At 36.4% G+C, this 18,801-nt stretch carries 24 protein-coding genes and 2 pseudogenes; 16 read left to right on the forward strand and 10 right to left on the reverse strand.

Annotation, left to right across the window (positions count from 1 at the left end; all coding sequences use genetic code 11):
- Window positions 1-260: 260 nt before the first annotated feature.
- Window positions 261-569, reverse strand: coding sequence for a spore coat protein (locus NST02_RS12855; RefSeq protein ID WP_095306145.1), 309 nt, complete (start codon window positions 567-569; stop codon window positions 261-263).
- Window positions 562-771 carry a hypothetical protein gene (locus NST02_RS12860; protein WP_095306144.1) on the reverse strand — a complete coding sequence of 70 codons (210 nt, stop codon included), beginning with the start codon at window positions 769-771 and terminating at the stop codon, window positions 562-564. Before NST02_RS12860 ends, NST02_RS12855 begins: the two co-directional genes overlap by 8 nt.
- 147 nt (window positions 772-918) lie before the next feature.
- On the opposite strand from NST02_RS12860, the gene NST02_RS12865 reads away from it, so the two are divergent.
- From NST02_RS12865 to NST02_RS12890, 6 genes are all read left to right on the forward strand, one after another.
- The gene (locus NST02_RS12865) at window positions 919-1,140 is read left to right on the forward strand and encodes a spore coat protein (RefSeq protein ID WP_095306143.1); all 222 of its coding nucleotides are present in this window, start codon (window positions 919-921) and stop codon (window positions 1,138-1,140) included.
- A 14-nt stretch (window positions 1,141-1,154) separates the two neighbouring features.
- Entirely contained in the window at window positions 1,155-1,517 is a 363-nt protein-coding gene (locus NST02_RS12870) for a spore coat protein (RefSeq protein ID WP_095306142.1), read from the forward strand.
- 24 nt (window positions 1,518-1,541) lie between these two features.
- A complete protein-coding gene (locus tag NST02_RS12875) occupies window positions 1,542-2,687 on the forward strand; it encodes a zinc-dependent alcohol dehydrogenase (RefSeq protein ID WP_095306141.1) in 1,146 nt (381 codons plus the stop codon).
- Between the two features lie 382 nt (window positions 2,688-3,069).
- Window positions 3,070-3,450, forward strand: coding sequence for a hypothetical protein (locus NST02_RS12880; RefSeq protein ID WP_095306140.1), 381 nt, complete (start codon window positions 3,070-3,072; stop codon window positions 3,448-3,450).
- On the forward strand, window positions 3,440-3,949 hold the full coding sequence (locus NST02_RS12885; RefSeq protein WP_095306139.1) for a hypothetical protein: 510 nt from the start codon (window positions 3,440-3,442) through the stop codon (window positions 3,947-3,949). Before NST02_RS12880 ends, NST02_RS12885 begins: the two co-directional genes overlap by 11 nt.
- Before the next feature lie 865 nt (window positions 3,950-4,814).
- Window positions 4,815-5,054 carry a hypothetical protein gene (locus tag NST02_RS12890; protein WP_137744062.1) on the forward strand — a complete coding sequence of 80 codons (240 nt, stop codon included), beginning with the start codon at window positions 4,815-4,817 and terminating at the stop codon, window positions 5,052-5,054.
- Window positions 5,055-5,334: 280 nt separating this feature from the next.
- On the opposite strand, the gene NST02_RS12895 is transcribed toward NST02_RS12890, so the two are convergent.
- A complete protein-coding gene (locus NST02_RS12895) occupies window positions 5,335-6,141 on the reverse strand; it encodes a S1C family serine protease (RefSeq protein WP_137744061.1) in 807 nt (268 codons plus the stop codon).
- 326 nt (window positions 6,142-6,467) lie between these two features.
- On the opposite strand from NST02_RS12895, the gene NST02_RS12900 reads away from it, so the two are divergent.
- From NST02_RS12900 to NST02_RS12920, 5 genes are all read left to right on the forward strand, one after another.
- Complete coding sequence (locus NST02_RS12900; RefSeq protein WP_137744060.1) at window positions 6,468-7,469, forward strand: LLM class flavin-dependent oxidoreductase; 1,002 nt, start codon at window positions 6,468-6,470, stop codon at window positions 7,467-7,469.
- Between the two features lie 173 nt (window positions 7,470-7,642).
- Window positions 7,643-8,644, forward strand: coding sequence for a glycosyltransferase (locus NST02_RS12905; RefSeq protein ID WP_137744086.1), 1,002 nt, complete (start codon window positions 7,643-7,645; stop codon window positions 8,642-8,644).
- Window positions 8,645-8,662: 18 nt separating this feature from the next.
- A complete protein-coding gene (locus NST02_RS12910; protein ID WP_137744059.1) occupies window positions 8,663-9,718 on the forward strand; it encodes a DUF1835 domain-containing protein in 1,056 nt (351 codons plus the stop codon).
- A gap of 696 nt (window positions 9,719-10,414) precedes the next feature.
- Window positions 10,415-10,669 (forward strand): hypothetical protein, encoded by a 255-nt coding sequence (locus NST02_RS12915; protein WP_137744058.1) that lies wholly within the window; start codon window positions 10,415-10,417, stop codon window positions 10,667-10,669.
- Window positions 10,670-10,697: 28 nt separating this feature from the next.
- Window positions 10,698-11,063, forward strand: coding sequence for a YybH family protein (locus NST02_RS12920; RefSeq protein ID WP_137744057.1), 366 nt, complete (start codon window positions 10,698-10,700; stop codon window positions 11,061-11,063).
- 338 nt (window positions 11,064-11,401) lie between these two features.
- Here the strand turns inward: NST02_RS12920 and NST02_RS12925 are convergent, their stop codons facing one another.
- Window positions 11,402-11,593 carry a hypothetical protein gene (locus NST02_RS12925; RefSeq protein WP_137744056.1) on the reverse strand — a complete coding sequence of 64 codons (192 nt, stop codon included), beginning with the start codon at window positions 11,591-11,593 and terminating at the stop codon, window positions 11,402-11,404.
- An 85-nt stretch (window positions 11,594-11,678) separates the two neighbouring features.
- Here NST02_RS12925 and NST02_RS12930 point away from each other — a divergent pair, with 85 nt between their 5' ends.
- A complete protein-coding gene (locus NST02_RS12930; protein ID WP_137744055.1) occupies window positions 11,679-12,167 on the forward strand; it encodes a DinB family protein in 489 nt (162 codons plus the stop codon).
- 168 nt (window positions 12,168-12,335) lie between these two features.
- Here the strand turns inward: NST02_RS12930 and NST02_RS12935 are convergent, their stop codons facing one another.
- The 4 genes and pseudogenes from NST02_RS12935 to NST02_RS12950 all read right to left on the reverse strand — a co-directional run bounded on the left by NST02_RS12935 (window position 12,336) and on the right by NST02_RS12950 (window position 14,790).
- A complete protein-coding gene (locus NST02_RS12935; protein ID WP_137744054.1) occupies window positions 12,336-12,641 on the reverse strand; it encodes a hypothetical protein in 306 nt (101 codons plus the stop codon).
- Between the two features lie 69 nt (window positions 12,642-12,710).
- Window positions 12,711-13,010, reverse strand: a complete 300-nt coding sequence (locus NST02_RS12940; protein ID WP_137744053.1) for a hypothetical protein — start codon at window positions 13,008-13,010, stop codon at window positions 12,711-12,713.
- A gap of 281 nt (window positions 13,011-13,291) precedes the next feature.
- Window positions 13,292-14,497, reverse strand: coding sequence for a chromate transporter (locus NST02_RS12945; protein ID WP_137744052.1), 1,206 nt, complete (start codon window positions 14,495-14,497; stop codon window positions 13,292-13,294).
- A gap of 60 nt (window positions 14,498-14,557) precedes the next feature.
- A pseudogene (locus NST02_RS12950) lies at window positions 14,558-14,790 on the reverse strand (PadR family transcriptional regulator).
- A gap of 306 nt (window positions 14,791-15,096) precedes the next feature.
- Between NST02_RS12950 and NST02_RS23785 the strand changes: the two are divergent.
- Window positions 15,097-15,196: pseudogene (locus NST02_RS23785) on the forward strand (ArsB/NhaD family transporter); the annotation flags it as partial.
- Window positions 15,197-15,221: 25 nt separating this feature from the next.
- Window positions 15,222-15,641: an arsenate reductase (thioredoxin) gene (gene arsC / locus NST02_RS12955; RefSeq protein WP_137744051.1), complete on the forward strand. Its 420-nt coding sequence runs from the start codon at window positions 15,222-15,224 to the stop codon at window positions 15,639-15,641.
- A gap of 210 nt (window positions 15,642-15,851) precedes the next feature.
- Here arsC and NST02_RS12960 read toward each other — a convergent pair whose 3' ends face one another.
- Window positions 15,852-16,289, reverse strand: a complete 438-nt coding sequence (locus tag NST02_RS12960; protein ID WP_137744050.1) for an Lrp/AsnC family transcriptional regulator — start codon at window positions 16,287-16,289, stop codon at window positions 15,852-15,854.
- A 121-nt stretch (window positions 16,290-16,410) separates the two neighbouring features.
- Here NST02_RS12960 and NST02_RS12965 point away from each other — a divergent pair, with 121 nt between their 5' ends.
- Together NST02_RS12965 and NST02_RS12970 are read left to right on the forward strand one after the other, a co-directional pair.
- Complete coding sequence (locus tag NST02_RS12965; RefSeq protein ID WP_137744049.1) at window positions 16,411-16,827, forward strand: carboxymuconolactone decarboxylase family protein; 417 nt, start codon at window positions 16,411-16,413, stop codon at window positions 16,825-16,827.
- 347 nt (window positions 16,828-17,174) lie between these two features.
- Window positions 17,175-17,972 carry a Cof-type HAD-IIB family hydrolase gene (locus tag NST02_RS12970; RefSeq protein ID WP_340949114.1) on the forward strand — a complete coding sequence of 266 codons (798 nt, stop codon included), beginning with the start codon at window positions 17,175-17,177 and terminating at the stop codon, window positions 17,970-17,972.
- A gap of 260 nt (window positions 17,973-18,232) precedes the next feature.
- On the opposite strand, the gene NST02_RS12975 is transcribed toward NST02_RS12970, so the two are convergent.
- Window positions 18,233-18,712, reverse strand: coding sequence for a staygreen family protein (locus tag NST02_RS12975; protein WP_095306118.1), 480 nt, complete (start codon window positions 18,710-18,712; stop codon window positions 18,233-18,235).
- Between the last annotated feature and the right edge of the window lie 89 nt (window positions 18,713-18,801).

Consider the following 18,801-nt stretch of genomic DNA (forward strand, 5'->3'; position numbering starts at 1 on the left):
ATCCAAATATGGAAATGTTTTCTGCGGATGTTCAAAATTGTTATGAAAAAACTGGACAATTAAACGTTCAACCGCCGGTGAAATACAATACTTAAGGAACACTAGCTAAAGCTGTGTCAAAGTCGGAATGTTTGATTTTGACACAGCTTCTTTCGTCGAAAATCAGCGATTTTAATCTTGTGTCTATCCTTTCACTGTTGTACATATGTCTTGTAGCTTCATAATCTTTGTCATAAGTAAAGGCATCAGGAGAAGCGGTTTTATTTTTGAGCGCTTTCAGAGAGCTTTAATGCTGTCTCAGTAATTTGTAAATCAACCTGGAGTTGTTCACTTAAGTCATAGGGGTGATAAATGCCTCTCTCAATCATAAAATTCGTTATTTGCTCATGTGTTATGACTGCATTTCTTAACTCTTCCCGAAGTCCTGCCCGCAATTCTGGCGTTGTTGTTTCTGTTATCGCGAAGGCCAGGTTCCGAATCCCAGCTTTTGTTGAAACAAGGAAATCTGTCGCAATCACTTTATCAGTCATTGCGCCCATCCCCATTACTGTTTTCATGAAATTATTCATTTCTTTCGCTCCTATCTGTTAAATAAGCCTGCAGTTTGCTAATAAATGCCGTTCCCGCCGTCACTTCCTGGGTAAGAATGGCTTTTAATTCAGGATCTTGAACAAGCTTATTCATTGTTGCTGATTTTGTCAGAGTTAAATTTTTAAAAACTAAAAGTTCATGCACTTCTAATGTTTCATGCAGAGCTAAATATTTGGTCATCGTCTGTCTCCTTTCTATCTTGTTACTAATATTGCATTTCTGTTTGAGCAATTATTCATTATTCATTAATGGGTATTAATTACCAAAAACTTGAATGTTAAAGTCGCTCTTTGCAGGGGAAAGTAACGATGTGTAGGGGGTGAGAATATGGGCAGTGAGTCAAAGGAAGTGTTAGCTTTTCATGAAACAATGGAGACCCATGAATTACTTAATTTTAAAACGATTTGTTTAGTCAAAGCTAAGCTCATGCAAGGCCTGTGTTTTGATAATGATTTAAAAGCTTTAATGGAAAAAGATGTTCAACAATCGATGCAAGCGATTCAAGAATTGAAGGAACTTTATGCAGGAGCACGTACAACGCTTACATGAAATGAGGTGAAAAAATGAACGAAGACTATTTAGATCCGAAGTATGCAGAAGGAATGCCAAAAATGGCCGATTCTTCAGTTGCGCTTGATTTTCTGTTAACGATTAAAACAGGAATTCGTTATTATGCGGTAGCATTAACGGAAACAGCCAGCAGTGCTTTAAGGGAAGCATTATTTAAACAATTGGATGCGGCGATCGATCTTTATGAAGAAACAGTACAACTTTTGCTAGAAAAAGGCTGGCTCTATCCGCATGATCTTGGAAAGCAGATAGAGCTTGATCTTAAAGCGGCAGATATGGCTTTAGCGATCGCTGAAATGGAGTTATTTCCCCGTGATACGGATCGGCTTGGTACATTTGCAACTCCATTCAAATAAAACAGATATAAGGGGTGAAAAATAATGAAGGCTGTTACATATCAAGGAATAAAGGACGTAGCCGTTAAAGAGGTCAACGATCCGAAGATAGAGAAGGCAGATGATATTATTGTCAAAGTAACAAGTTCGGCTATATGCGGTTCAGACCTCCATTTAATTCACGGAATGGTTGCTAATATGCCGGAAAATTTTATCATCGGCCATGAACCAATGGGAATTGTAGAAGACGTTGGTCCTGAAGTAACAAATGTAAAAAAAGGCGATCGAGTTATCGTTCCTTTTAATATAAGCTGTGGTCATTGCTGGTATTGCAGCCAAGGTTATACGAGTCAGTGTGATGAAGCTAATCCACATGGAGACATGGGCGCGTATTTCGGCTATTCTGAAAACACAGGCGGGTATGCAGGCGGACAAGCGGAATATTTACGAGTTCCATATGGGAACTTCACCCCATGGCGATTGCCGGATGATTGCGAAGTAGAAGATGAACAATTAGTTCTCCTCTCTGACGCAGCAACGACTGCTTACTGGAGTGTTGATAATGCCGGTGTTAAAGAAGGAGATACGGTGATCATTCTTGGCTGCGGACCGATTGGTTTGCTAGCGCAAAAGTTTGCATGGTTAAAAGGAGCAAAGCGGGTAATTGCTGTTGACTATATTGATTATCGATTGCAGCATGCTAAAAAAACGAATAACGTCGAAATTGTTAATTTTGAAACGGAAGATCAGCATATTGGCGAATATTTAAAAGAAATGACTCACGGAGGTGCTGACGTAGTCATTGATTGTGTTGGCATGGATGGGAAAATGACTCCCCTTGAATTCCTTGCAACAGGCATGAAATTACACGGCGGCTCGATGGGAGCGATTGTAACAGCGGCACAGGCGGTTAGAAAATGTGGCACTATTCAACTGACAGGAGTATATGGGATGCGCTATAATGCTTTTCCACTTGGGGATATTTTTCAACGAAATGTGGAATTAAAAATGGGGCAGGCACATGTAATCCCAATCATACCTCAGCTATATCAGCTGGTAAGTGATGGGAAGGTGAATTTAGCTGATATTGTGACCCATAAGCTTCCGCTTGAACAGGCAAAAAAGGGTTATGAGTATTTTGATACAAAAACAGATCACTGCATCAAAGTCATTCTAAAGCCTCATGAGTAGTAGAGAGAGATATTCTCCCTACTACTTTTTTACTGATTATTTTTCCATTTGCAGCATTTTTTTACCATGCTTATTTATGAAGGCTTATTTCGGGAAATCATTGGCTTCACACGTCTCTGAGACTGATGTTTTGTTTCATTTTTCAAGAAACAACATCATTTTGAATGATTCATAGCATAAGCAAGTAAAAGCAGACGCGCAATCATTAGTTATTTTTAAAAGACTTGACATTATTTGTTCTCAAGCATGCTCAGTCCCATTTTCCAATTTATCTTATTCTAGACTTTTGAAGCATTTTGTAGAAATTAATCGAAATCTTGCCCATTTGCAGGTATAATGTTATCTTGGCGAGATTAGTTTTATTAAGGGAGGATTAAGATCGATGGAATGGGCTTTAACTGGGCTATTTGTCGCAGCAGCATTGTTATTTATGTTTTCAATGTACAAAAATAAGCAGGCTTCAAAGAATGAGCAGCGTGAAATTGACACAGTCTACATGTCGATGATGGAGGAAATTAATAAGCTCCAAAACCAAATTCGAGATCTAGCTCTAGAAAATGAAGTGTTTTCACAAAAAGTAGGACTCAGTGAAGAAGAGCGACAATTACAACGAGAATTACTGGATTTATATAAGAGAAACTATACAATCGAGGGTATTGCAACGAAGCTTCAGCTTGAGCAGGTTCAAGTTGAAGAATTACTCGCTCCATATATGTCATCAAAAAGTGAAGGGAGAAGGGGAGCGCATGCGAATGAAAGCTAATTTGCTTAATAGCTTTGCTGCTGGTCTTCTCGTCAGTGCCGGTATTTGTGGAATCGTTTATTTTTCTCAGAAAACTCCTGTTGGGAAAAATGAGCAAACCACAGTAAATTCTCCCACAGAAGAAGAGATGAAAGAAAGCCTATCAACCGCAGGGTATATTATCTTAACTGATTCAGAGTGGGATGAGCAAATCGCCACTGTGGAACAAGAAGCTCAAGCAAAGGTACAGAAAGAGCAAAAAGAAAAAGAGGGGCAAGCAGATCAAGCTAAACAGAAGGAAAGCGAAAATGTAATCTATCGAACAATCGTTAATGTTGCACCAGGTATGACCAGTATCGATGTTGGCAATGCACTAGTTCAAGGGAAAATAATAGATAGTGCAAGAACGTTTTTTGATGAAGTTGAAAAAAGAGGACTCTCTAACGACTTAAAGCCTGGAACGTTTGAATTGGATAGCAATATGACTTTAGATGAAGTAATGAAGATCATTTTTAAATAATTTATGGTGATTTTTTTATCACTTTTTAAAGGTGCAACTTTTTTGTTGCACTTAATTTATAATTAGATTTCCTAGCATCCTCAGCTTGAAAACAGGAATAAAGATGCATAAGAAAACAGAACATATATTCCATTTTTTATGTTATAATGGATAAGCAATAGTAAGAAACTCAAGGGTGGTCAGCACATCCCCAATTGAAGGGGGGTGATGCTGTGACGGTATTTGAAGCATTGATGTTTGCGTGTGCCTTTGCAAGCTTAATCATCGCTGTCCTGTCATTTAACCAAAAAAAATAACCCACCCTTGAGCTGACCGGCCTAGGTGGATTATCCTGAAAATGCTGATCCCCCTTGAAAGGGACCTACTATTGTATTGACCGCTAAGTGTTACCAGCACTAAGCGGTTTTTTTAATAACTTTAAAGCAATTTTATTATACCTGATTCAATAAAAAAAGAAAATAGGAGTGTTCTTGCTTATCGACAATAGTATTTCCGCTTGTACATGAAAAATAATATTTAAAGCTCTTCAAAAGGTCAAAACAGGAAAAAATTGTAATAAAAAAATCTTATATCCTCAGCATTTGATAATTTTCTTCCCATAAATTTAAAGTGAATTTTGTTAAATTGGCGGTATTTTTATTTTTAAAAATAAATGCTGCGCAAATTGGTAATCGTTAATCAATAACTATTTTTAAGTGAAAATGACTGCAATATTATGCAAGGATATCATTTGTGTATGCCGCTCTAACAGAATCAATTTGAAAAACGATGAAAGGGATCATAATAATGAGATGTGATCTTTGCCACAATGATTTTTCCTTCTTTATGCTATTCTTTTCTTATATCTAATAATGGAGGTTACGATATGAGCTGTGGATGTTCAAGTTTAAAGGATGGAAAAGCTGTAGTTGATCATGTGAAGAGCAAGGGAAAAGCTCAAGAGGCGACAAAAATCGTCCATGAAATTAACTGTGAATGCGGAGAAACATTTATTTTTAATAAAGTGATTATGAACTGCCCTAAATGCGGAATGACATATGCTGTTACTCCTTGTAGTTCGGGGGATATAAACAATATTAAGAAAGCTGGAATAAAATACGCATAATTAGATATGCAAACTAGAAGGATATTAATTCAAAAAGCAAGAGGAAAAAACAATTGTTATTTCCTCTTTGCTTTGTTGGAGGATTCCTGCCATTTACATGTAGGTACATGTTACGACTCCAAATCGGATGTGAAATCATCTAGTAAAAAAATGAGTGGAAAAGCAATCCCCTTGCACTCTTTATTTGGCATCCGCAACTAGTTCAAAAAACCCAACCCTATTCCTATGAAAACTTCCAGCATCATTAGCCTTTTTTTAAGGGTATACAACATGCAGGTAACTAGCGAGCTTCCAGCAGTTCTTTTAAGTGATAGGAGGGAATCGCCAAGCCGACACGCTTATTGAGTTCATCTGAGGAGATCGTTGCAAATATAATAGCAATCACTTCTCCTTCTTGATTGATAACAGGACTGCCGCTATTGCCTTTATAAATTGGCGCATCAATCGCCATCGTTGGTACATCCCAATCTTGAAGCTGTATACTGTCTACGATCGTCCCTTCATTAGCGATTTGCGTAAAAGCGAGCGGGTTGCCGATAAAAGTGATTTTGTCGTCAATAAATGTCTCCCAGTTTGGTTCGTCAGATACATAAAGAGTAGGCAAGTCTGTCGCGTCAATCTTTACGAGAGCAAGATCTAGTTCAGGCTTTCGGGCAATTACTTTGCCAAGATAAGATCCTTCTTCCTTAAAATGAATTCGAACGGTCTCTGTATGGTCAACTACATGATTGTTTGTCACAATCAGACCATCAGCATCAATATTGAAGCCTGTTCCCTTTGCGCCATCCCATTCAATCGTTACAACTGATTTTTTATATTTACTCACTTCTGGTGTTTTAGATAGTCTTTGAGAAACTTCTAGGAAACGGATCGCCGGAATATTGACGATATTAAACCATATTTGTAACGTGCTGATTAGTAAAGTAAAGGCTAGAATGCTCCCGATGATCTTCATTATGAACGAGCGTCGTTTTTTTCTTTGCGTTTTTTCTTTTTCCCATTGTTCATCTATTTCTTCGTTAAAAAATTCCTCCCAATCTATCTCTTCCTCCTGTTTTTCAATTGATTCCTTCTGCTCTCTGTCCATTGAAACCCTCCTGCTTTTAGGAGTCTTTTCTTTTAGTATAAAGACAGTCCTCATTTAAATAAAGAAATATGGGAAAAATCGAGAATAAGCATTTCATTTTCTTTCTGGAACATCAATTGGTAGTATATAACTAAATTCATTTCATTAAGCGCTGCTTAGCTAAGAAATGAATGCTGAAAGGACTTTTAAAATAAAGGCTTTGTTATTTGTCGATGTTGATTTATGACTTATTTTCTTCTATCGAACCTTAGGTTTACAAAAAATGAGTCAAAAATGGTTTTAGCAAAAGCATGGTTTAGCAAAGTCAAAAGGAAAGGAACGTAACGATGTCAAATATAAATGTACCTGTATCTGTGCTTAATCTAGCTCCTATTCGAAAGGGGCAGGGGGCAAAAGAGGCGATTGAAGCGATGGTTTCCTTAGCCCAGGCAACGGAAGAGCTCGGATATTCAAGATACTGGATTGCTGAACACCATAATACTCCAACATTAGTGAGTTCGGCTACTTCTATCCTCATTAAACATACCCTTGAGCATACAAAAAGCATTCGTGTTGGTTCCGGTGGAGTGATGCTTCCCAATCACTCACCGTTAGTTGTTGCTGAGCAATTTGGAACAATGGCAACCATTTATCCAGGGCGTTTGGATTTAGGATTAGGTCGGGCACCGGGAACGGACATGATGACTGCCAGTGCCTTGAGGAGATCAAAAAACGATTCCGTCTTTACGTTCCCAGAAGATGTACAAGCATTATTAACGTATTTTGGCCCTTTGGAAAATCAAGGCTATGTAAAGGCGTATCCAGGTGTTGCAACAAATATTCCGATTTACATTCTTGGTTCGTCTACAGATTCGGCATATTTGGCAGCAAAATTAGGATTGCCATACGTGTTTGCTTCCCATTTTGCACCGAGATATATGGAGGAAGCGATATCGATATATAGAGATCGATTCCAACCGTCAAACTACTTGGACAAACCTTATATGATGGTATGTTTGAATGTGATAGCAGCAGAAAGTGATGAAGAAGCAAAATTTGAATCGACGACCATGCAGCAATTTTTCTTGAATGTTGTCCGAGGAACCCAAACGCCTTTAAGTCCCCCAGTTAAAACGATGGATGGACTTTGGAGCCCGCATGAGGAGCAAATGGCGACCTCCATGTCGAGTGTTACACTAATTGGGAGTAAACAGTCCATTAAAGAACAATTGACAGCATTCCAAGAAAAGTATAATGTGGATGAACTTATGGCTGTCTCCTATATTTATGACCCAGAGAAGCAAAAGCGCTCTTATGAAATTTTAAAAGAAGTGGTTTCAGGGAAATAAGCTGCTCTTAAAAAACAGGGGGAAGATTCGCTCTTTTCTCCTGTTTATAATGCTGGCAAAAATCAGTATCTACAAGTTTATTTCTATAAGTAGCTGTAGTTATGGTGCAACCTTCCTGTTCAATACTGAGGAAGGTTTTATTGTTTAAATTGAAAAAAGAGGTGTTTTTTAAGTTGACAAAAGTAGGGTTAGTCATGAGAAAAATCCAATTTACTGAAGCGCAGGGACCGAGGATTTTTGCCGAAAGACTTCAAGCGCTGAGCGCTGAACTGGGTGTAGAAATTGTTTTTATTTCACCGCAAAGACATGTTAGCGGATACGATTGGATTCCAGGCTATGAGCATGAAAAAGGTGATCTCGTCAATTATGATATTGTTCTTGAGCAAATTAATTCGCATAAGATTGAACATGTTATTTACACTGTTTCTGGTTTTACTTATTTAAAGATGTTTTTAAAAAATAGTGTACTTTTTCCCCATAGCTTTCCTGATCCTGCTTTAACGGGGTATGAAATGATGAAGCCGTTTTATCAAATGGTCGACAAGGCAATTGTTCAAACTGAGTTTTTAAAAAGGGAAATGTCGCGCAATTTTGGTGTTGAGGATGTCTCAGTCATTCCGATAGGTTTTAATGAAGAGCTGGCCAATCAATATTATGATCCGAGTTTAGTCGTTGATAATCGAATTTTATGGATTGGAAGAGACGAAGAAAATCGCCGCCCGGATTTAGTCATTGATTATGCCCGTAACAATCCAGATAAAGAAGTATTTATGGTTTTTGGTGGCGAGAGATACCGAAATACGATGAAGAAATATGATATTCCAAGTAATGTTAAATTACAATTCGCATTAACACAGGATGAGGTTTTTACATTGATGAATTCTGCTAAAGTTTATTGGAACAGTTCGAAATTTGATACGTTTGCCATGCCTTTAACTGAAAGCTTAGCGATGGGAAAAATCGTTGTGAAGCCAGAGCACCCCTGTTATGATCATATAAGTGCCAAGCACTCTTTCTCAGGAAATGAGAAAAATTGGTTTGAGTTAGTCAATATGGCAGCAGCACTGCCGCTTAAGACATCAACAGGAAATCGAGACTATGCCTTTGATGCTTTTTCCAGCACCGTCATGAAAGAAGGATATCGCAAGTTCTTTAGCGAATGGTTAAAAGACTAAGTGCTAGGAGTGATTGAGATGCATTCAAGAGCTGAATATCCGTATATATATTTTCATCGTGAGCCTGATATCGTTTTTGTTTATAAAATTGAAACAAACGATTATATAACCATTTCTAATATGCATCAAGGTGGTGATTGGAGTACATATAAGTTGTGCAATTCTTTTGCGGAATTTAACCATTTCGAGGTAGAGCCCATTCAAGGACGCGGATATTTCGTCAGTATGGATGATTTACACCATGTCGTTCAAGCAATCAATCTCTATATCCAAAAATATCGCGATCCAGCGAAGGATTTGTACCCATATCATCTTGTTTCATCTGAATCGGGAGCTGGAGCATTAAAATATTCATTACAGAGTCCGAAAAAAGTGATTGGTTTCCCTGATTTCTTGGCGATTGGACCACTGTGGAAATTGAATGAAGCGAGGGGACATGCAGCGCGATTTGAATGGCTAAGGGAAAATATTAATTATGAGGATGAAGATTTTGAACTTGAAGAAAAAGTAAAGAATACGTTAAGAGAGATTGAAGATATTCCAGCCGAGGCTCCTCTTTACATATGGTATAGCAATAATATTGAGGAACAAATATGTTTGCGCTATTTTCTGAAGCTATTAAACAAAAAGGAAAACGACATCATTCTGATTCATTCGAATCAACAGCTCCATATATCACAACTGGAGCCGGAGTCTTTGCAAGCAATATTTGCAGAGAATAACGGTAATGCACCTTTAACCTTTGCAGAGCGGCATTTCTTACAGGAAGAGTGGAATCGCCTTACGGAGTCAAAAGGAGTGCTTCATCTGTGGAAAAATGATGAAATTAGGCACGTTCCTGAAAACTATTATGATCAGCATTTGATGAAGATGCTGCAAAAGCTTCATGATGATCAAGAGAAGAAGGATTTTATAAATGCAGGATTGTTGTTGGGAAATATGGTAGATGAATTAGGAGTCAACATTAATCTATTTTATTTAGAATATCGGCTTCGCTATTTAATTTATAGTGGACAACTTGCGTTAAAAGGGATTCCGAAATCGATGAGGCATTATAGTGTGATGCTGCGGTGAATTTTCTTGAATAGGATATGGTCGTCTAAGGTAACGTTTTTTACATGCGTTGCTTCAAATGGTTTGGCAACTAATTCATTTAAAAATGGAAGAAGAAGTGGACTAAACTCATTTTCAGGTCGTAAAGTTAAGAGCTAGTAAACTTTTTAATCAAATAAATGTGTCTAAAAAGAATGAGTCCACTATGTATATTTTCTGGCTTTCATAGTGGACTTTAGTCATCTAGAAGACTTTCGATTATTTCCTTATATTAGAACTTGTGTTCTTGTTTTTAGAAATGAAATAAATAACAGGTGCGAAAAGGATAAGAAATATAGAAATAATAACTACAAAAGGAATGATACCGTAAAAATATAAAATAAAACCTAATGCAATGAGCGTCGTTGCTACATAAAGTGTTTTCGCCATCATTACACCTCCAACCAACATTTTAGCATCATTTTTATTCCTTTCAATCGCAAAATCCCATTTATAACTATTATACTGGAAAATAGTGTTAGCGACATTGTTTAAATGAAAAATTTCTCCCATTTTTATAAAGGATTATAAAAACAATTTGATTGCCTTACAATACACCTCTAAAACAGGGAGACGGCTTTTTCGATCGAAAGTAGCAGCAGGAATGCTTCAGCTTTTGTGATTACAACTATTCTAGTTTCAGTTTATTACAGTATCTACTCCACAAATGAGGTAGCGATGTTTTTAAATAATGGAATCAATTCATTTATGGGAAGTATATATTGGTATGATTTAACGTTTCAAAAATTAATCATGATGACGATCATACTTACGTATGTGCTAGTACTCAGCTTTGCTCTTTTAGCCATTGTGGTTTCGAATATTTGTAAACATTACATTTCGCTTATTGTGCTGCAATTGCCAATCTTTGTTACTATCTGTATATTAATTACTAGAGGATATTTACTAGGGGAAGCGTACCATATTGTTTAACAAAGCTAAATAAAAAGGGGTGTTCAAGATGAATTATGTAGATGCATTAAAACAATATATTACAGCGACGAATACGCATGATTTTGCCAATGTAAAAAAGCTTTTGCATCCTGAAGCTGTTTATTGGTTTACAGATAAAACATGCACTACCATGGAAGAAATTAGGGCTTATTTCGAAAATGCGTGGGAGCTGATCAAGGAGGAGGTCTATTCTGCCAATGATGTCAAATGGATTTCTGTGAATGATCACAGCGCAACCTGCCTTTATCAATATCATTATGAGGGCTACTTAAATGGGAAATTCGTGAAAGGAAGCGGTCGTGCAACAAATGTCTTTATCAAGGATGAACATGATCAGTGGAAGCTGATCCATGAGCATTTAAGTAGTTTGTGAGAAACGATAAGATGGAACTAACATCAAGAGCTTCTTTAGTGCTTCATCTTAAGTCACGGGCTTATGACAATAGGAAATTAAAGTGTATGTCACACTCAAATTAATAAGGTACAATTAATTCGTGTTGGTTGGAGACAAAAAGATGCAACTATTCAAACCAAAAAAGGTTTTAATCTTCGTATCATTCGTTTCCTACCTGATCATATATGTTCCCATTTAACCGATTTCGCTACTCAAAATTCGATCGCTTTAGTCAAGATTAGTGATTATGTGAGCTTAGAGAAATGAAGGGGATATGTTCCTCTATTTATCTACGTATCTCAAGTTAGAAGGTTGGCTTATTGAAAATAATGAATAAGTGGGATAATGATGAAGAAGACGAGTAAAGATTGTAGCAATGTAATTACGAGATCTTGTGGCCACTTTTTGTTCTGTTGGGAATAGCGGTGAAGAAGTCTATGAAAGATAAAGAAAATCACCCAGATAGATAAGAGTGATAAGATCATGTCAACAGCGGATAATTCAAACATATTGAAACCCTCCAATCTTGTCCCAGCTCAAAAGGAACTAAAGATTTCTTTATCTGAATTTTATAATAAATGAGGAGGAAATAATTTGCAAATCTTTTTTAACTATAATTGGATGGTAAGAAAAGAATGGTATCAATTATGTGAACAGTTAAGCGAGGAGGACTTATTGAAACCCCGAGTGGGAGGAATGGGAAGTATATTACGAACATTCTTTCACATCATTGATGTAGAGTGGAGCTGGATTCGGATGCTAGAAGGCAAACCTGATATTCAGGAGAACTTTGACGATTATAAAAGCTTAAAAGAAATTCGAGCTTTGGATGAGCGATATCATTCTGAAGTCTCAGCCTTCGTGAGAGACTGGGATGCGAGTAAGGAAAATCAGATTTTGCATCTTACCTTAGAAGATGGAAAGGATGTGAGCCATACTTGGGGTGAAGTGGTACGGCATATCATTGCCCATGAAATTCACCATATTGGACAATTATCAATTTGGGTAAGAGAAATGGGGATAAAGCCAGTATCTGCTAATGTTATTGAGCGGGGGCTCTCAACTTACTCGAATAAAAATTAGAATTTTTTAAAAGACTACTCCTGATTTTAGTGAGTTCTACTTTGAGCATTTTTATTAATTATTTTTGTAATTGCAGCCGAATTTTCGGAATAAAGTGTTATTTATCACTCAGTTTTATACTCTTCGTGAAAGTTAAAATGATTTGATTTCAGTAAAGAAGAGAAGAACTTAAAGTTTTTCTCTTCTTGTATTTTTAGGGTGAAGATCAAATAATTTTGGTTTTCTTCCAATGTTGACTTGATAGTTATTATTATCTAATTTCTTTTTTCTTTTATCCCTCTCGATAAGGGTATCAAGCTTTTGAATGGCCTTATTTAATTCCATTTCACTTAATTCGCCCTTAGCATATAGGCTACATAACATTCCATATGCAATCGCTTTTGTATCAATGTCTATATTCACTTCCAGATCTACATCTGAGTTCCCGCTATGTCTGACTATTGTATTGAGTTTATTTTCAACAGGTTTCTGCATTTTTCCCCTCCTATATGAATAAAAAGGGGATACAAGGCACTGGTTAAGTATCCCCTTTTTAACATTGAATTAACGTCTTAGTTTCTGATCTTGATCCTGATCTTGATCCTGCTCCTGATCGGAATCAGCTTCTGATCTTGCACGTACTCTCGCAAGTGATTCGCTATCTACTTTAATGTCTAGATCGACTTTAGAGTTCCCACTGTGTTTAACAAAGGCTCTTGCGATATTCACGTTTTTGTCTTTAAGTTTAATATCTGTTTCATTTTCTGCATCGTTATCGTTTCTAGTGTCAACATCAACGTCAACATCACTACGATGACTTTTGGAACTTCCAAAAATATCTTCGTTTCTCCACACTTTGCTCATTCATTTTTCCCTCCTTTTTATTGAGCTACTTTATATTATTCCCTAGTTAAGATCATGCTTGGACAAGTGTTTAATGTTATGTGATTAAATGCGTGCATTTTTTTAAAATTATAATCTTACGAGGAACAACGAATAAAAATAGTCTATTTAATACGTAAAACTATCTCGTTAGCTGGCTATACTCATGCTGAATAAACCCTAATCTATAGGTATATAGTTTTCTAGATTTTACTCGTTAACTGAATTTGGTTGCATACTTTATATCCAAGTAGTCTTGATGTTTAGACGTTCCCAAAAAACACTGTTATCAGTGCCCCACCCAAACCTCCTATTAAAACAATGACCCAGGGAGGTACTTTCCAAAACATCAACATGCTGAAAAGAATAGCTGTGAAAGCAAAATCTATTGGAGTAAGGATGGAACTTACCCATATCGGTTGATAAAAAGCGGAGATTAAGATTCCAACAACTGCTGCATTAACCCCCATTAATGCTCCTTTAACTTTCGGATTTCGGCGAAGAGCCTCCCAAAAAGGCAGTGTTCCAAGGATGAGTAAAAACGCAGGGAGGAAGATGGCGACTGTTGCGAGCAGTCCACCTTGCCAGCCATTCATAACGGCACCTAGATAAGCAGCAAAGGTAAAGAGCGGTCCAGGTACTGCTTGTGCAGCTCCATAACCGGCTAAAAACGCATCTTTACTCAACCAGCCCGTTGGTACAAACTCACGTTCGAGTAATGGAAGTACAACGTGGCCACCTCCAAAAACAAGGGAACCAGAACGGTAAAAGCTATCAAACATGGCGAGCCAATTTAAAGATGTTACTTCTCTTAAGATAGGCAACAGGAAAAGGAGCGCAAAAAATATTGTTAAACATGCGATAGCAAATCCTTTCGAGATAGGAAAATGAATGTTTGAGTCTTGGCTATCTTGATGATTTTTATATAGGACGAAACCGATTAGAGCACAAATGAGTATGACCCCCACTTGTGCAAAAGCAGTTTGTGATAATAATGTCGCAACGAGTGCGAATAAAGCTAATGCTTTTCTTTTTAAGTCAGGAGTTAAATTTTTTGCCATCCCTAAAATCGCGTGTGCAACGACGACAACGGCTACTATTTTTAACCCATGAATCCAACCGGCATCACCAATATTGACTCCTTGCAGAAGTAACGCAAAAATAATTAAGGCTAGAACTGAGGGGAGAGTGAAACCGATAAAAGATACGATTCCTCCTACAATTCCCGCTCTCATTACACCGACTCCGATTCCAACCTGGCTACTTGCTGGTCCAGGAAGGAACTGACATAATGCGACTAAGTCTGCGTAGTTTTTTTCATCCATCCATTTTCTTTTTTGAATGTACTCATTATAAAAATAACCCAAGTGCGCTACTGGCCCACCAAATGATGTAAGCCCTAATTTAGTTGATATGTATAGAATCTCAAGAAGTGCTTTTATCCTGTTGTTCTGTTGGTTTTGTGTCATAGAAATCTCCTTTTGGTTAATCTCCTTAAAAAGTTCATATGCTTTATTACGTGCTTCCGTTCAAACTAAACGTTCTTTTTCAGTGATAGTGTAATATTTTCTAATTTTTCTCACTTCTTTTAAAAGAAGTCCTTCACTCTCCGTTGAATGTAAAAGGGATTAGAGGGTTCCAGAGCTGATATTATATCCAGCATGCAAACACGATAAATCAAATTCTCTTTCGCATGGTGTAAAATATGTATTGGGATGAAGCCGAGAAATAATTTCCTCAATTTTTTCTTCCAACTTCGCATCTCCGATTGCGGATCTCAATATCGAAAGTCGATATGGAAAGCTTATTTTATATGATGCTGGTTGTTGTCTTCAATAGTATTTACAAAACCTTTACAAAGTTTTTATGATTACTTTTATTTAATGGTCTTGCCTTTTGGTGAAGCAATATTGTTTAACAAAGTAAAAGAGTGTAAAAGCTATGAATCCATTTGTACAAGCTTAATAGCTTGCAGCAGCTAGAAGAAGAAGGGCTGCGCATCTCAAGCATATATCGAAAGTCGATATATTAAGGGGGAACAAATGTATGGTTAACACATTTTTTATCTGTAAAAATCTTATGGGGAATGTATTTTTTAAACCGGTATCATTTTAACTACTCTATTTATTACTTTAGTTGTTCTGTATATTTGGTTATTCATCATTTAAAAAACTTATGAAGGAGCTATATAACATGGATAAAAAGACAATCTATTTCTTATGTACAGGAAATTCTTGTAGAAGTCAAATGGCTGAAGGCTGGGGAAAGAAATATTTAGGCGAGGAATGGAATGTTTTTAGTGCTGGAATTGAGGCACATGGATTAAATCCGAATGCTGTGAAGGCAATGAAGGAAGTGGGGATTGATATTTCAACTCAAACTTCAGATATCATCGATCCTGAGATTCTCAATTATGCAGATTTAGTTGTGACTTTATGTGGTGATGCAGTCGATAAATGTCCAATGACACCACCACAAGTCAAAAGAGAGCACTGGGGCTTTGATGATCCGGCAAAGGCGGAAGGGACGGAAGGTGAAAAATGGGCGTTTTTCCAGCGGGTGCGTGATGAAATTGGAGAACGCTTAAAAATGTTTGCTGAAACCGGGAAATAATAGATTAACGGTTGGTTTTATAGTGTAGATTATAAAAGGATTGATTATTTAGTTCGATAAATGATAATAAAGTTTGATTACAAATAATCCCTTACAGTATGATATCGTAAGGGATTATTTTATTTTCTTTTGAAAAAGTTATGCTTCCTTCAAAAAGAGGGGGATTTTAAAATCGCTTTATATCTAAAATGTAAGCCCAAAACCGTGTGATTAAGAATGAATCTTAAGATTTGTAGATACCCTTGAAAAGATAAAATGCGTTACGGTATGGGCGTAGGGATTCGCTTTTTCAATAAACTCTTCTGCTTTCGAGAATGTTTCAAATTGCATTTTTAACATATAACAAGCATTACCAGCTATACGATAGCAAAATTCCACATTTGGGAACGACTCAATAAACTTTTTAAAAGATTTATAATCACCATTTTTAACCGTTGCTTCAATGAAACATTGGATTGGATAACCTAATTTCTCGTAATCCACATCCAATGTATATTTTTTTATGATTCCAAAGGATTCCATTTTTCTTACACGCTCTGTAACAGATGGAGATGATAAATTGATCCTTCGTCCAAGCTCACTCATTGATAATCGACTGTTTTCAAGCAATTCATCAATTATCTGTTGATCAATAAAGTCAGTTTTCATATTTAAAGTAAATCCTCCTTTTTTTATTTAATTTTTAATAAAATTATGTGAATCAAATTGAAAACTTAATGTAACTCAGCAAAACAATTAGATAAGATAATATTATAAGGAGGGGATCAATATGGCAAGAATTACAGAATCTTTGAATGGGGAAAGTCCCTTTCAAAAACTGTTAGGGCACAACAAAGGAATCATGGAATTATGGAATCAACTAGGAGATGAATTAGGGGAAGACGGGAAGCTTACAGCAGAATTAAAAGAGCAAGTGCGGCGAACGCTAGCACAAGGAAATGGCTGTGAGTACTGCAAGGCAAAAGGGAAACCTGAACCTGACCTTTTCGACGAAAAGACGTCAATTGCTGTGGGATTCGCAGAGGTATTTTTAAAATTAAAAGGCAATATACCAGATGCTATCTTTAATGTGTTGAAGAAGCATTTATCTGAAGAAGAAATCAGTGAATTGTGTGCTTTTATTACGTTCACAACTGCTTCACAATATTTTGGGGCAATTATGAAGCTAGATCCTACAATAAAATAACAAAATGTAATTGGGAGGTACGGAATTCCAATGGTGAACTCCAATCAATTATATTGAAATTAAAATTGAATAGAGGGCCGAAGCTATTCATTATAAAATCAATTAATAAGTAATTTTGTGTCAATCATCAGGGGAGTAAAGACGAAATACTGCTCCCCAAAACATTTCATTTTTTAGTTTACATAATATACATTATAGGAAGTTGGGTTAAAAAAGAAAGTTTCAGTCTCAATTCTAAAGTATACTTTAGATAGTGAGACAAAGGAAGAATTTCTGTTACGATCCGTTTTTTTACTACTGCTTTTCTGTTATAGTATTTAATATGTTATATGGAAAGGAATTAAAGGATGAAATGCTTTTCTATTGATTTAGATGGAACTTTATTAAATTCTAAACGAGAAATCTCGACTGAAAACTTACATGTTTTAAAGGAATTAAAAGCTCAGGGTCACTCTGTTATCATTAATACTGGTCGTGCTTACGATGATGTCATTCAATTTAATGCAATAAAATCATTAAAATTGCCTATTTTTACAATAAATGGTACAGTTATTTATTCTGATACTAAGGATGTATTGTTTGAAGCTTCCATTCCTTTTTCTTTATATAATGAGCTATTTGCCGTATTAAAGAAGTTTGGATTGTGGATTATGGTCTATACGAACCAGGGTGGATTCCCGTGTAGAAACCCCTACCTTCAAGGAAAAAGTGATGAGGAAATTGAAGGGATTTTTGCAGGTTATGATTATGAGCAAATGCTGAATAAAAAAGATCTTGTCATTTATAAAGTTATGGCTGTCTCCCGACATGATCAATTGGAGAAAATTACTGCTGTAAAGAATGCTCTTCATGAAAAATTACCATTGACGATTGCTTCCTCTCATCCAAATAATGTTGAACTTACATCACTTGAGGCCAATAAAGGTGCTGCATTATTGAGATACCAAAAATTAATCAACGTCCATTTTGATGAAATCTTTGCTTTTGGTGATGGTGGAAACGATGTGGAACAATTTAAAGTCGCTACCACTTCTGTTGCTATGGCGAACGCTCCTGTTGAAATCCAGGAACATGCAGATATTATCACTAAATCAAATGATGACAACGGGTTTGCCTATGCAGTCAAGCATTTAATCGAATTTTAAAAGCAGCTAATTTAAGCTGCCTTTAAAAATTACATTAGTTTACATAATTATATTATGGTAAAAAATATAGTTTCATTGTGTATCGACTGAATAAAATTCTAGACATTATGAAAAGCCCCTTGCTTTTCATAAATTGCGAAACAGTCGTTTTTTCATAACGTCAGTTTCATCTTCACCAGCTGTTTTAAAGGCCCTCTCTTCCCCTGCAATCCTTTTGTAAATTGTATTATAAAAACAAAAAAACACAGGAAATTCCTGTGTTATGAAACGGTTTCTTGCATTGCTGCAGTTAAATATTGTCTTGGTGTGCCGAAATATAGAAGTTGATGATAGAGCGGATAAATACTTTCAAATTGTATATAAATTGGTGAATCTAAGAGCCAAGGGTAATATTGGTATAGAGCTCTATCACCATATACGATCGCTGTTAAAGCAAAGCTGAGCTTTTGTTGGAAAAACATGAACCGTATTTTTGAATTTTGTTCATCATATTCTCCGTTGCTCACATGTACTTTTCCGTTTAATACGTATTGCCCCATTCGCGGCACCCATTCGGCAATAACTTCATTATGAACTTTTGGATTGATGCAGCTTTCATCATAGCAATATCCAATTGTCAGGAATATTTCCCCTGTTTCTTCCGAATGAGTCATCGTATATTTTCTTTCGTCTACGGGCTTAAAAGGAGTAGCAGGCGGAAAAAATGTTACTTTTAAATTAGAAGGATTGAACTTGCTCATGGAAGGTGTCCCCCAAATGTTAAAGTATTGGTTAATGATAATATATGTTAAAAAATAACAAGGGTGACATGTGCCTAACATGAATGTCT

Source organism: Robertmurraya sp. FSL W8-0741 (genome assembly GCF_038004005.1).
Lineage (GTDB): Bacteria > Bacillota > Bacilli > Bacillales > Cytobacillaceae > Robertmurraya > Robertmurraya siralis.

What these genes read in the sequence shown, in the direction of transcription:
- NST02_RS12855 (WP_095306145.1), bottom strand. Translation starts at nt 569, where the DNA reads ATGAATAATTTCATGAAAACAGTAATGGGGATGGGCGCAATGACTGAT.
- NST02_RS12860 (WP_095306144.1), bottom strand. Translation starts at nt 771, where the DNA reads ATGACCAAATATTTAGCTCTGCATGAAACATTAGAAGTGCATGAACTT.
- NST02_RS12865 (WP_095306143.1), top strand. Translation starts at nt 919, where the DNA reads ATGGGCAGTGAGTCAAAGGAAGTGTTAGCTTTTCATGAAACAATGGAG.
- NST02_RS12870 (WP_095306142.1), top strand. Translation starts at nt 1,155, where the DNA reads ATGAACGAAGACTATTTAGATCCGAAGTATGCAGAAGGAATGCCAAAA.
- NST02_RS12875 (WP_095306141.1), top strand. Translation starts at nt 1,542, where the DNA reads ATGAAGGCTGTTACATATCAAGGAATAAAGGACGTAGCCGTTAAAGAG.
- NST02_RS12880 (WP_095306140.1), top strand. Translation starts at nt 3,070, where the DNA reads ATGGAATGGGCTTTAACTGGGCTATTTGTCGCAGCAGCATTGTTATTT.
- NST02_RS12885 (WP_095306139.1), top strand. Translation starts at nt 3,440, where the DNA reads ATGAAAGCTAATTTGCTTAATAGCTTTGCTGCTGGTCTTCTCGTCAGT.
- NST02_RS12890 (WP_137744062.1), top strand. Translation starts at nt 4,815, where the DNA reads ATGAGCTGTGGATGTTCAAGTTTAAAGGATGGAAAAGCTGTAGTTGAT.
- NST02_RS12895 (WP_137744061.1), bottom strand. Translation starts at nt 6,141, where the DNA reads ATGGACAGAGAGCAGAAGGAATCAATTGAAAAACAGGAGGAAGAGATA.
- NST02_RS12900 (WP_137744060.1), top strand. Translation starts at nt 6,468, where the DNA reads ATGTCAAATATAAATGTACCTGTATCTGTGCTTAATCTAGCTCCTATT.
- NST02_RS12910 (WP_137744059.1), top strand. Translation starts at nt 8,663, where the DNA reads ATGCATTCAAGAGCTGAATATCCGTATATATATTTTCATCGTGAGCCT.
- NST02_RS12915 (WP_137744058.1), top strand. Translation starts at nt 10,415, where the DNA reads ATGTTTTTAAATAATGGAATCAATTCATTTATGGGAAGTATATATTGG.
- NST02_RS12920 (WP_137744057.1), top strand. Translation starts at nt 10,698, where the DNA reads ATGAATTATGTAGATGCATTAAAACAATATATTACAGCGACGAATACG.
- NST02_RS12925 (WP_137744056.1), bottom strand. Translation starts at nt 11,593, where the DNA reads ATGTTTGAATTATCCGCTGTTGACATGATCTTATCACTCTTATCTATC.
- NST02_RS12935 (WP_137744054.1), bottom strand. Translation starts at nt 12,641, where the DNA reads ATGCAGAAACCTGTTGAAAATAAACTCAATACAATAGTCAGACATAGC.
- NST02_RS12940 (WP_137744053.1), bottom strand. Translation starts at nt 13,010, where the DNA reads ATGAGCAAAGTGTGGAGAAACGAAGATATTTTTGGAAGTTCCAAAAGT.
- NST02_RS12945 (WP_137744052.1), bottom strand. Translation starts at nt 14,497, where the DNA reads ATGACACAAAACCAACAGAACAACAGGATAAAAGCACTTCTTGAGATT.
- arsC (WP_137744051.1), top strand. Translation starts at nt 15,222, where the DNA reads ATGGATAAAAAGACAATCTATTTCTTATGTACAGGAAATTCTTGTAGA.
- NST02_RS12960 (WP_137744050.1), bottom strand. Translation starts at nt 16,289, where the DNA reads ATGAAAACTGACTTTATTGATCAACAGATAATTGATGAATTGCTTGAA.
- NST02_RS12965 (WP_137744049.1), top strand. Translation starts at nt 16,411, where the DNA reads ATGGCAAGAATTACAGAATCTTTGAATGGGGAAAGTCCCTTTCAAAAA.
- NST02_RS12970 (WP_340949114.1), top strand. Translation starts at nt 17,175, where the DNA reads ATGAAATGCTTTTCTATTGATTTAGATGGAACTTTATTAAATTCTAAA.
- NST02_RS12975 (WP_095306118.1), bottom strand. Translation starts at nt 18,712, where the DNA reads ATGAGCAAGTTCAATCCTTCTAATTTAAAAGTAACATTTTTTCCGCCT.